At 50.8% G+C, this 12195-nt stretch carries 11 protein-coding genes; 8 read left to right on the forward strand and 3 right to left on the reverse strand.

Annotated elements, in window-relative coordinates; all coding sequences use genetic code 11:
* Positions 1 to 169: 169 nt before the first annotated feature.
* The gene (locus KDK13_RS12610) at positions 170 to 1270 is read right to left on the reverse strand and encodes a serine/threonine-protein kinase (protein ID WP_257285324.1); all 1101 of its coding nucleotides are present in this window, start codon (positions 1268 to 1270) and stop codon (positions 170 to 172) included.
* Positions 1271 to 1558: 288 nt separating this feature from the next.
* Here KDK13_RS12610 and KDK13_RS12615 point away from each other — a divergent pair, with 288 nt between their 5' ends.
* Positions 1559 to 2704, forward strand: coding sequence for a hypothetical protein (locus KDK13_RS12615; protein ID WP_257285325.1), 1146 nt, complete (start codon positions 1559 to 1561; stop codon positions 2702 to 2704).
* Between the two features lie 102 nt (positions 2705 to 2806).
* Here KDK13_RS12615 and tusA read toward each other — a convergent pair whose 3' ends face one another.
* Both tusA and KDK13_RS12625 read right to left on the reverse strand, forming a co-directional pair.
* Entirely contained in the window at positions 2807 to 3082 is a 276-nt protein-coding gene (gene tusA, locus KDK13_RS12620; RefSeq protein WP_257285326.1) for a sulfurtransferase TusA, read from the reverse strand.
* Between the two features lie 35 nt (positions 3083 to 3117).
* Entirely contained in the window at positions 3118 to 4458 is a 1341-nt protein-coding gene (locus KDK13_RS12625) for an MATE family efflux transporter (RefSeq protein WP_257285327.1), read from the reverse strand.
* Positions 4459 to 4635: 177 nt separating this feature from the next.
* Between KDK13_RS12625 and KDK13_RS12630 the strand changes: the two genes are divergently transcribed.
* The 7 genes from KDK13_RS12630 (at position 4636) to ccoG (ending at position 12185) form a co-directional block, all read left to right on the forward strand.
* The gene (locus KDK13_RS12630) at positions 4636 to 5562 is read left to right on the forward strand and encodes a Dyp-type peroxidase (RefSeq protein WP_257285328.1); all 927 of its coding nucleotides are present in this window, start codon (positions 4636 to 4638) and stop codon (positions 5560 to 5562) included.
* Positions 5563 to 5822: 260 nt separating this feature from the next.
* Positions 5823 to 6995, forward strand: coding sequence for a hypothetical protein (locus KDK13_RS12635; protein ID WP_257285329.1), 1173 nt, complete (start codon positions 5823 to 5825; stop codon positions 6993 to 6995).
* Between the two features lie 466 nt (positions 6996 to 7461).
* On the forward strand, positions 7462 to 8934 hold the full coding sequence (ccoN, locus tag KDK13_RS12640) for a cytochrome-c oxidase, cbb3-type subunit I (RefSeq protein WP_257285330.1): 1473 nt from the start codon (positions 7462 to 7464) through the stop codon (positions 8932 to 8934).
* A 5-nt stretch (positions 8935 to 8939) separates the two neighbouring features.
* Positions 8940 to 9554 carry a cytochrome-c oxidase, cbb3-type subunit II gene (gene ccoO / locus KDK13_RS12645; RefSeq protein WP_257285331.1) on the forward strand — a complete coding sequence of 205 codons (615 nt, stop codon included), beginning with the start codon at positions 8940 to 8942 and terminating at the stop codon, positions 9552 to 9554.
* Positions 9554 to 9772, forward strand: a complete 219-nt coding sequence (locus KDK13_RS12650) for a cbb3-type cytochrome c oxidase subunit 3 (RefSeq protein ID WP_257285332.1) — start codon at positions 9554 to 9556, stop codon at positions 9770 to 9772. The genes ccoO and KDK13_RS12650 overlap by 1 nt, the downstream gene beginning before the upstream one ends.
* 2 nt (positions 9773 to 9774) lie before the next feature.
* Entirely contained in the window at positions 9775 to 10671 is an 897-nt protein-coding gene (gene ccoP, locus KDK13_RS12655) for a cytochrome-c oxidase, cbb3-type subunit III (RefSeq protein ID WP_257285333.1), read from the forward strand.
* Positions 10672 to 10793: 122 nt separating this feature from the next.
* Complete coding sequence (ccoG, locus tag KDK13_RS12660) at positions 10794 to 12185, forward strand: cytochrome c oxidase accessory protein CcoG (protein ID WP_257285334.1); 1392 nt, start codon at positions 10794 to 10796, stop codon at positions 12183 to 12185.
* Positions 12186 to 12195 lie beyond the last annotated feature (10 nt).

Here is a 12195-nt window from a genome sequence, read left to right on the forward strand (position 1 = left end):
TCCTGAAATAACTTCGACATTTCTACAGACGCTACCCGCCGCCCGCTTCCCGAAAGCTGGAACCACTTGTGCTTTTGCGGGCAGCGGGCGGCGGCATTTTCCCAGTCTGAATGAAATGATGAAGTTATTCCGGGACAATTCCTAAGTCTGGCCATCATCCAACCCCCTGTCAGCGCAAGATTGCAAAGTAAGGGTGAGACAGCGCTTCAGTAGGCGACAACCGGCCGTTAGGTTCCAGTTTCGTTAATGACCTGAATAAGTCAGCAGCTTCCTTGCCTTCCTTTTGCAAAAGCTGCTCGTATGCCTTTATTCTCATTGCTTTTATTTTGTCCCTGGCCTTATTAAAGGGCATTTGACCTTTCGCCATGGCTTCACTTATTTGCATTACAGGGTAACCCAGACGCATTTCAGCGAACGTACAGCCCAGGGACCAGGAGTCGGCCCGGTCACTACGCTGATCATCCAGTAAATACATTTTTTCCAGTGGCATATACCAGGGGGTTCCACTATCGGATTGTTTATTTCCGTCAAGTGGCTCTGCAAGCCCGAAATCACAAATTTTTACCTTGCCTTTATCATTAATCAGAATATTTTCAGGCTTAATGTCATGATGCTGATAACCGGCTTGAAATAGCGTACTGACACCATTGACCGCCTGAAAAAAAGTCTCTTTCAGCTCTACTCCCGTGAAACAACCATCCTGTTCTAACGACTTGAGTAAATCCATACCTCCGAACTCCAGAAGGGCGTATTTTTTATCTGATTTTCCTCGGCTCAGGGAAATAAGGTTGACAATATTCTCCGGGTTCCCGCCTGTTCTTGCCACTGCGCGCTGAATTTTTATCCATTGTGCACACTCATTTCTGCGATCAGTATCATCACCCACCATTTTAAGGGCAAGGTGCTGATTAGTATGCCTATGAACCACAAGTTCCACAGAACCAAAAGCCCCGTGGCCTAAATCCCTGATCTTATATAAATCTTTTCGGGGTACGATCGGGTAGTTGTACTCTTGATCGATAGTGGCACCTTTAAAAGTAATCGGTGCTGCCGGTTGGAGGTCATGAATCTCATTGGGGATAGCATTTCGCTGCAAAAGAGGTATTCGGGATTTCCCTTCTACTGTCTCTCCTGTTTCCGGGTTAACGCAAGATTGCCCTGGCACCTGAGCCACAGATTGCCCGGCAAAGTAACCTTTCCCCGGCTTGGGATGTTTTGGTGGATGAGGCTGAAGATGAGGCCCCATTCCATCTTCAATTTTTCGAGGCATTTTTTCCCCTTGGCTCCTGAATACAGTAAAAAGAACAAAACTCTTATTTTGTCTGTATAAAAAAGCGGCATCTCTGTAACTGGCTTGAATATAAATTTCCTGATCACCACTGAATTTATACTTGAAAGGGCGTCAAATCACCCCGATTGGAATTAACTGGCCCCTGAAAAATCATTGGTGGAACTAATCAGTGTCTGTTCGGTCATACGTATAGCGTTGTTAAAAATGCAGACAACCAGGCAGACATATTCACATCAATTAACCCAATGAATTCAAGGAGAATCAATAATGATTCCATCACCCATCCACCCCCCTCTGACAGCAAGCCCAATGTCACCACAGGAAGTTGATACCACAAAAGATGTTCATACTGGGGAATCCCCTGTAAACCCTGCACTAAAAGAACTTCAAACCACTTTTTTATATCGTTTGAGCGTAGCAAAATATGATTTATCCAAAAACCCTGAGGCGCAACAGGCACTCACTGAAGCACTTGTGAACCGTTTTGGCATTTTTCAGGACAGTGAAAGCGACACGGAGAATAAACATAATTTTCTGGCCATTGCCCTGGCCCAGTGCAATCTTGCCGATCAGGAAGGCATTGAAATACTTCAACAAGTCGTCAACCTGCAAAATGAAATTTCCGGCCTCGTTAAAAGCGGTGACACGGAAGACGTACAGGGCAAAGAACACCGTCTGGCAGAACTGGAAAAAGATCTGGGAGCAATCTCAAGGATAGATAATAACGTGCGTTCCGGCTCCTTTAGCATGGGCGTTGAACGGCAGGGTTTTGTCGAACAGCATGTCGAAGAATGGTTTCCGGAAGACCTGAGGCAGCCCGTTAAAGATGCACTGATCCTCCTGAAGAACCAGATGACATCGGGTGCCGATATAAGCCCACTCCCGGAATCAGTCACCGGACTAAATTCCGGAGAGGCAAAAGACCTGGACAGTTTTTCCGCTCATTTCAAATACCCTAACGAGCTGGTATTCAAACAGGCAAGGGAAGAATTTCTGCTTAAATCCAGTGAACTGGATCAGCATTTTGTCAATAAAGATGACCTGCCCACTGTGTTAGCAGGCAAAATCCAAATCCCGGAAGATAAGATGGAACAGGTAACCCAGGCATTATCCCGCCCGGTATCTGAAATGAGCACAGAGGCACTTGTACTGGCTGCAATCATCACGCACTTTTCGGAGAGAGACCTGAAGTCATACCTGAAAGCGGCCCAGATTTTGTCACTGAAAACACAGGCGCAGAAGAACGATCCCGAACTTGCTGATAACACTGCCGTTGCAATGGGACTTGAACGCAGTGATGCCATGGTTCGAGAGCACTTTAAAGGCGGCGCACAATTTGCCGCCCAGAGTGCTGCTGACGCGCTGCTGCAAAGCCTGACGCCATTGCCTGAAGATATGGCTGCAATGGTCTGAGCTGGCCCGTGCCCCCCTTTGCAATCTTAAAGGGGTGGCGCTTCCCTGAAAGGCTGACCGGGAATAGCGACCTGCTAAATTGCCCTATCCCCGCCAAGGCACCTATCCATTGCTGCCCCTTTTCCTTATCCAGTAAATATAAACAACGTCTGTCTCTTGCTGTTGCAGAAGCTGGTGCTCAAGGAAATTACAGAACTTCGGGATATCACGTTTGGTAGAGGGGTCAGTAGCCAATACCCGAACCACATCACCTGGTGCCATATCCCTGATTTTATTGTGCAACAACATCACCGGTTCCGGGCAGAACAGGCCACAGGTATCCAGCTCGTGCTGCACTTCAATAGTTGCAACGCCCTCTTCAGGCAACATATCTGACATCAAATACTCTAGGCCAGTCTTGCAAAACCGGCTCCTCAGACCAGGTCATGTCGGGTCGCAAACCAGACATCATTCTTACTGAATTGGCGATAAACCCAGATCAGTCCAAGCCCCCGGGTGGCCATAAAAACCGTGTAAGCAAGCCACAACCCCTGATTCCCCAAATCACGAAAAAGGAACCAGACCGGAAGAAAAACCAGAACGGTGGCAAAAAGCATGGTGTTCTGCATCATATCGGTTCTGACTGCGCCAATAAAGACACCATCCAACCAGAAACACCAAACGGCAATCAAAGGCATGGCTACCAGCCACGGCAGGTATACAGATGCCTGTGCTGCCACTTCCGGGATATTGGTCAGCCAGCCCAGCAAGGCATTCCCGCCAAGGCTGAGAAACAGGCAGAACAGACCACCACAAATCAGGGAACACCAGCCGGTCACCCTGACCACCTGATGAAACTGCCGACGATCGCCTTTACCAATCGACGCACCGGTCAGTGCTTCCGCTGCATGGGCAAAACCATCCAGACCATTGGAAATCAGCACCATTAAATTCATCAGCAGAGCATTGGCTGCCAGCACTTCATCCCCCAGGCGAGCGCCCTGGGCGGTAAAAAAAGCCTGGACAGATAACAGACACAAGGTACGGACAAACAGGTGGCGATTCAGCAAGATCAACCGACGGAAAGCAGCAATATCGAACACCATATCACCACTGAACCGACTGCCATCCAGCGCCAGAATTCGCTTTACCATCAACAATCCAAGGGCCAGCGCCAGATAATCGGCAATCACCGTTGCCATTGCTGCCCCCTGAGTTGCCCAGCCAAGACCGAGAACAAACAACAGGTCCAGTACAATATTGACCCCATTGCCCACAACCAGGATTAACAATGGTCCTTTCGGCTTTTGCATTCCTATCAGCCAGCCTATCAGCGCATAGTTAACCAATACGGCTGGCGCAGAAAATATCCGGTTCTGAAAGTAGATTTCAGCCTGCCTCGCCACAACATCACTGGTGGCAAAAAAAGGCAGGGCAAACTGTAAAATCAACGGGGAACAGAGAATCAACAATAAGCCCGTCAGAGCAGCAAAAACCACGGACTGTAATAACCACTTTCTCAGGGCATAATGGTCATTTCGGCCCTTTGCCTGGGCGATCAGCCCGGTGGTTCCCATTCTCAGAAAACCAAAAGCCCAGAAAATCATGCTGAACAGCGTGGCCGCAACGGCAACACCACCGAGATATTCCGGTGAAGAGAGATGACCAAGGACCGCGGCATCCACCAGCCCCAGCAACGGTACCGAAATATTAGAGATAATGGCAGGCCAGGCAAAATGCCACACCCGCCGAAACGTTGCTGAAGCCGATAGCAAAGGGTCAACTCCTTCTGCGCCTTAATCACAGCGGAGTATTGTACAAGGCATCGTCATTATCAAAAATAGGTAATATACTGCGCGATTTATAACAGCAGTCTCCGGGAAGCTGACTTAACAACAAGCCGACCATAAGTGACGGACAACCCAAATTATAGATTCTCAAGGTTTAAGACCATGCCAACGCCTCAATCCGGCATCACTCCGGATGCCAATACCGACGCGCAATTTCTGATACTGACCATCAAAGAAAGCAACAGTGGCACTCTGTCGCAAATCCGCCAGACACTATCCAGAATTCCAGAACTTACCGATACCCTGGCGCGGCAATACCCCGACGCCCGGCTCAGTTCAACCATCAGTATTGGCAGTGATGCCTGGGATCAGCTTTATTCCGGCAGCAAACCCAGTGCCCTGCGCCATTTTACGGCCATCAACGATGGTGGCCGTGAAGCCCCTGCAACCCCTGGCGACCTGCTGTTCCATATTCGCTCAGACCGAAAAGATGTGAATTACCTGCTGATGACCCGGGTGCTTCGCCAGCTCGGCAGCACTGTGCAAGTTCAGGAAGACGTCAGTGGCTTTCGCTATCTCGACAGCCGTGACCTGACCGGCTTTGTTGATGGCACTGAAAATCCCGAAGGTGAGCACCGTGCAGCTGTCGCTCTTGTCGGTGCAGAGGATAGTCCGTTTGCCGGCGGCAGCTATATCCACACCCAACGCTATGTTCATCATTTAAAAGAGTGGGAACAGTGTCCGCTGAAAGATCAGGAAACCATTATGGGCCGCACCAAGGAGGACAATATTGAGTTCAGTGCTGAACAGAAGGCACCCGTAGCCCATATCAAACGGGTCAACCTGAAAGACGAACAGGGCAAAAGCATGGAGATCCTCCGCCACAGCATGCCTTATGGTGACGCCAGGGAATCAGGCCTGTTCTTTATTGCCTATGGAAAAACACCGGAACATTTTAATCGGATGCTGCAGGCGATGATTAAAGCGGATGCTCATGGTCATTATGATCATCTGATGAACTTTTCAACGGCGGTCACAGGCTGTGCTTTCTTTGCTCCCTCTGTCGAGTTTCTGGCATTGAATATTTGACATCAAATTCCCGGGCGAAAATCAATAACCACGATCAGCACCTCTTCTGAGGTGCTTTTTTGCACCAGCTCTTTTTGCTGGCCCCCACGAACAATCCGCACGGCTTATGAAACTAATTCGGCAGGTCAATGGTCTGAGTAGTGTTCAGATTGCCGCAGCGCAGGCAGATGAACATAAAAACCAACTGATCTATACCCAAAACATTGTCAGTTTTGACAATCAGCCATTAACAACAAAACTCCAATGAGACAGGTGTTTTCATGAATATTGATCCTGTACATGTTCAGCTTCCCCCATCACCCGAACCCTCTCCAACAAAAAATACGACCACCGCAGTACAATCCGCGACTCAATTTACCGCTGAAAGCTTCAACAATCTGCCGGGAGCCGATGAGCTGGCAACCCGATTGAACAAACTCATCGAAAATATGCCAGCCAGCCTTGGTACTGAAGATATTGCCCAAATGTGCCATAACTTCACCAGTGCCTTTAATCTGGATAATGTCCTGGTTGAACAGGACAGCCAGCTTAAAGCCATTCAACTCCTCCTGACCATCACCAACTGCTATGACCAGGATTCCATCAGAACCTTTGCTGACCACAAACTGAAGGAGACTCCTGAAACTCACGACACCTGCAAGGCGTTGCAGGATAACGCCAATAAGGACAACACGGCCACGATTGTCCTGCCTCCGGAGTATGACGATGAATCGCCAAATTTGAGCTTCTGGCGGGAACGGTTAATGAATAGCTTTATTGACTGCGAATTCCCGGCAACAAACTTTGGCGAGGAACAAAAAAAGCAACTGCAAGATGCACTGAGGATGGCCAAACTGCAGATCGCGGCCAATACCGGAATCGGTAACTTCAAAGAGCCAATAGTTTATGAACACCTGGACCGGGAAACAGTCAGCGAGCTGGCTGGCCGCCTGGCCTTCCCACGGCAGCCGCTGTGTGCTGACAAACTGGCAAAAGAGATCATGGCGTTACAACAACAGTTGTTCAACTCCGAATCAGACCTGATCCAGATGCTGGGCAGTGATAAAACCATCACTGCATTGCTGCTTGGCAATGAACAGTATCACCTGAAAACATTACTGGCCTGCCAGGGTGAAGACGACAGCGCTACCCTGACCAACGAGGTAGCCTTACTGGTTTCATTTGCCTCAAGAGAACCCGATTTGGCGGGCGCATTTACCCAACTTGGTATCAATCCGGAGAGCCTTACCCATTTAGCCAAAGGACACAGCATACTGAACCATGCCCGGGCCAGTGAAAACAAACAACTCACCAATGAAATTGCCGCTGACGGTCTGCAAAAAAGTGATGAATTCACCAGAACGTTTTTCAGTAGCCAGACTGCCATGGAACCAATTTACAAGGATGAGGCAACGTCTGCCAAAATTGCCCTATGGCTGGTTCAACCCGATTAATCAGGCTGAACCTGTCGTTTATGGATCAGATAGGGAAACCGACCGCCCTGGTCACTCTGATCCAGCAGCAAGCGCCCGATAAAAAGTACCTTTATATAGGCAATCTTCAGTACTATAAGCCATCACAAAGACCAATATAACCAACCAGTAAATACCGAAAAATAATTAGCAGCAACCCTTATATTTCTGTATGATTGCCGCGGGTCACCGGAGCATTGCGATATATGCTCCCGATAACCAGATGAGGACATAAGAAGTCAGGACCGTTGGTACACCTTATTTGTTGCAATCAGGAACGGATTATCTCTAAACCGCCAATCAGCTGAGACCGCAAGAAGTCTGCCCAAAGCTGGAGCAACTGGCTCATTTTTTGACCGGATATTGACCCGTATCAATACAACCCCATTTCGGTTTACCCATAATAACCACCAAATCTCATAAGTATAATCCGAAGGTAACATGGAGCATGAGCACTGCAACGTTACAGCCGAGCTATGACGACAAGTCATACAACTACAAAGTAGTTCGGCAGTTTGCCATCATGGCCGTGGTCTGGGGAGTTGTTGGTATGGCGGTAGGCCTGCTGATTGCCTCTCAGATGGTCTTTCCCGAACTCAACCTGGGCTTGCCCTGGACCAGCTTTGGACGCTTGCGGCCACTGCACACCAATGCGGTGATTTTTGCGTTTGGCGGCTGCGTGCTGTTTGCAACGTCCTATTACATAGTCCAGCGAACCTGTCAGGCGACACTGGCCATGCCAGGGCTCGCCGCCTTCACCTTCTGGGGATGGCAACTGGTGATTGTTGCTGCGGCAATTACGCTCCCCATGGGCATTACCTCCTCCAAAGAGTATGCCGAGCTTGAATGGCCCATTGATATTCTGATCGCCGTTGTCTGGGTCAGTTATGCCCTGGTCTTCTTTGGCACCATCATGAAGCGCAAGAGCAGGCACATCTATGTGGCTAACTGGTTCTTTGGCGCGTTCATTATTACGGTTGCCGTTCTCCATATCGTCAACAGTGCTTCTCTGCCCGTCAGCCTGACCAAGTCCTACTCGGCCTACGCGGGTGCCATGGATGCCATGATCCAGTGGTGGTATGGTCACAACGCGGTAGGCTTCTTCCTCACCGCTGGCTTCCTGGGCATGATGTATTACTTTGTTCCCAAACAGGCGGAGCGTCCGGTTTACTCTTATCGTCTGTCCATCGTGCATTTCTGGGCGCTGGTCGCCATCTACATCTGGGCCGGCCCGCACCATCTCCACTACACCGCACTGCCGGACTGGGCCCAGAGCCTGGGCATGGTCATGTCGCTGGTGCTGCTGGCACCGTCCTGGGGTGGCATGATCAACGGTATCATGACCCTATCCGGTGCATGGCATAAGCTACGGACCGACCCGATCCTGCGCTTCCTGGTGGTCTCCCTTTCCTTCTACGGCATGTCCACCTTCGAAGGACCGATGATGGCCATCAAGACCGTAAATGCCCTGTCCCACTACACGGACTGGACCATTGGCCATGTTCATTCTGGCGCCCTGGGCTGGGTAGCCATGGTGTCATTCGGTTCCCTTTACCACCTGATTCCAAGACTGTACGGCAAAGAGCAGATGTTCAGCGTTAGCCTGATCAATGCGCACTTCTGGCTGGCCACCATCGGCACCGTGCTTTACATCGTTGCCATGTGGGTGAACGGTATCACCCAGGGCCTGATGTGGCGTGCAGTCAACGAAGACGGCACGTTAACCTACAGCTTCATTGAATCCGTAGAAGCCAGCGGCTTCGGCTACATTGTCCGCGCTATTGGTGGTGCTTTCTTTGTACTTGGCATGCTGATCATGGCTTACAACGTATACCGCACGGCCAGTGAATCAAAGGAGCAATCTCCACAGAAAAAATCCCTCGAACTCAACCCGACCACTGCGCCGGTTGAAGGGAGATAATAATAATGGCTGGCAAGCACGATATTGTTGAAAAAAACCTTGGCCTGATGGTGATACTGGTGGTGGTTGCCATCAGCTTTGGCTCCCTGGTTGAGATCGTCCCGCTCTTTTTCCAGAAAGAGACCACTCAGCCCGTTGACGGCCTGAAGCCTTACACAGCGATGCAGCTTGAAGGCCGTGATATCTACATCCGTGAGGGCTGCGCAGGCTGCCACTCCCAGATGATCCGCCCGCTTCGTGCCGAGGTTGAGCGCTATGGCCACTACTCGGTCGCTGGCGAGTCCGTTTATGACTACCCATTCCTCTGGGGTTCCAAACGTACCGGTCCGGACCTTGCCAGGGTTGGTGGTCGTTACTCTGATGACTGGCACCGTGCTCACCTGATTAACCCACGTGACCTGGTGCCTCAGTCCATCATGCCCGCTTACCCATTCCTGGCTGATAACCAACTGGATGGCAAGCTGACCGCAAGGAAGATGGAAACATTACGGACCCTGGGTGTTCCTTACACCGATGAAGATATTGCCGGTGCCAGGGATGCCGTGAAAGGTCAAACCGAGCTGGACGCCCTGGTGGCTTATCTCCAGGGACTGGGCACTGTTATTTCGAGTAAGCGCTGATGGATATCAATACGATTCGAGGACTGGCGACACTGGTCGCCCTGATCGCATTTCTATCGGTGGTCTTCTGGGCATACAGCAGCAGACGTAAAGGCGATTTTGAAGAAGCCGCTTCCCTGCCTTTTGCGGATGACCCGCAAGAGGGTGCTGTCAATACCGATGCCACAGGCAGCCACCGGGAAACCCATAAGAACTCCCGGAAAAGAGGAGTAGCATAACGATGAGTAATTTCTGGCACTGGTGGATCGTATTACTGACCACCGCCTGCCTTGTACTGGTCACCTGGGTTCTGTTTTCAACCCGTAAGGCCCAGCGCAAGGAGATGACGGAAGAGACCACCGGTCATGCCTATGATGGTATCGAAGAGTACGATAACCCACTGCCCCACTGGTGGTTCATCATGTTTGTGGCCACCCTGGTATTTACCGTGGGTTATTTGATTCTTTACCCGGGCATGGGCAAGTGGCAAGGCGTCCTTGGCTGGACTCAGGTTAACGAGCTGGAACAGGATCAGCTGAAGCATGACCGCAAATATGCGCCAGAATTTGCCCGTTATGCCGCCACCCCCATTGACGAACTGATTAAAAACCCCAGGGCTCTGAAAATGGGTGAGCGGGTATTTATCAACAACTGCGCCCTCTGTCACGGTATGGATGCCGGCGGTAACTTCGGCTTCCCGAATCTTACTGACGGTGACTGGCTTTACGGTGGTACGCCTGATGCTATCAAGGCCAGTATTGCCCACGGTCGTCAGGGGCAGATGCCGGCATGGGGTGCCGTGATCGGTGATACAGGCGTGAAGCAGGTTGCCAGCTATACCCGTGAACTTTCCGGCATCGCTACCGGTGCCAGCGAAGCGAACCTGGATGCGGGCAAAACGATTTTCAGCACGACGTGCGCCGTCTGTCATAACGCCGATGGCACAGGAAACCTTGCCCTGGGTGCGCCAAACCTGACCAACAATATCTGGCTGTACGGCTCCAGTCAGGTCCAGGTGGAATACACCATCCGTCAGGGACGAAATGGCGTTATGCCACCATGGAACGACATTCTCGGTGAAGAGAAGGTTCACCTGGTGACGGCTTACGTCTACAGCCTGACTCATATGGCTGAATGATCTGCTCACCACGGAGGGAGGCACAGAGACAAGGAGAGTGCGGGGAACACCTCCGGTATGCATTCCCACGAAGTACCGTGGGATTCAAAATCCATAAAACCTTACCGGCATATTTGGGCTCTATGAATAAAGACAATGCCAACCAGGAACCGGAACTGATCGACCTTTATCAGAAGCCTGAGAAGATCTATACCAGGAGCTTCTCCGGGCACTTCCGGACGCTTCGCCTGGCTGGCGGAACATTCCTTTTCTTACTTTTTTTTGGCACCTGCTGGATCAACCTTAATGGCCGTCAGGCGGTACTGTTTGACCTGCCTGCCCGTCAGTTTCATATTTTCGGCACCACCTTCTGGCCCCAGGACTTTATCCTGCTCTCCTGGCTACTGATTATCTGTGCCTTTGGCCTGTTTGCATTAACGGTATTTGCCGGACGAATCTGGTGTGGCTACACCTGCCCCCAGAGCGTGTTCACCTGGGTGTTCATGTGGGCCGAACGAATCACTGAAGGTGAGCGCAACCGCAGAATGAAGATGGACAAGGAACCCATGTCCGTCGGGAAATTTCTGCGCAAAAGTGCCAAACATAGTCTCTGGCTAAGTATCGCCTTTGCCACAGCACTCACCTTTGTCGGATATTTTATCCCTGTCCGGCAACTGATTGTGGACATAGCCACCTACGATGTGGCGCCCTGGGGTACTTTCTGGCTCGGCTTTTTCACCCTGGCAACCTACGGTAATGCCGGCTACCTGCGGGAGCAGGTTTGTATTTACATGTGTCCTTACGCCCGCTTCCAGAGCGTTATGTTCGATAACGATACACTCGTGGTTGCTTACGACCAGCATCGTGGTGAACAGCGTGGTCCGCGCCGGAAAAGCGCTGATCACAAAACCATGGGGCTTGGAGACTGTGTGGACTGCAGTGTCTGCGTACAGGTCTGTCCTACGGGTATCGACATCCGTGATGGACTTCAATACCAGTGTATAGGCTGTGCCGCCTGTATCGATGCCTGTGACACCATCATGGACAAAATGGGCTATGACAAGGGCCTGATTCGCTACACCACTGACAATGAACTTTCCGGCAAGAAAACCCATTGGCTGCGCCCCCGCCTGATCGGGTATTGCTCAGCATTATCAATCATGATCTGCCTGTTTATCTTCAGCCTTGGCCATCGAGTTCCGTTGGAACTGGAAGTACTCAGGGATAGAAATGTCCTTTACCGGGTGATCAATGATGACCAGGTGGAGAATATCTTCACATTGAAAGTCGCTAACAAAGACCAGCACCCCCATAACATCACAATACAGGTGGCTGGTATTGAGAATCTGAAAATAGCGGGCGGAACCGCCATTGTGGTAGAACCTGGCACTGTGGAACAGGAAATCATCAGGGTTATCGCTCCGTTGATTGATGGCACCCCTGTCACCCGGCCAATTCGCTTCAGTATCAGTTCCAGTCAGCCCGGGCTGGAAGCCATTACCGCTGAAAGCCGATTTATGGTGCCCGGACGATAGAGGAAAAACC

It is taken from the genome of Endozoicomonas sp. SESOKO1, from assembly GCF_024606265.1.
Lineage (GTDB): Bacteria > Pseudomonadota > Gammaproteobacteria > Pseudomonadales > Endozoicomonadaceae > Endozoicomonas.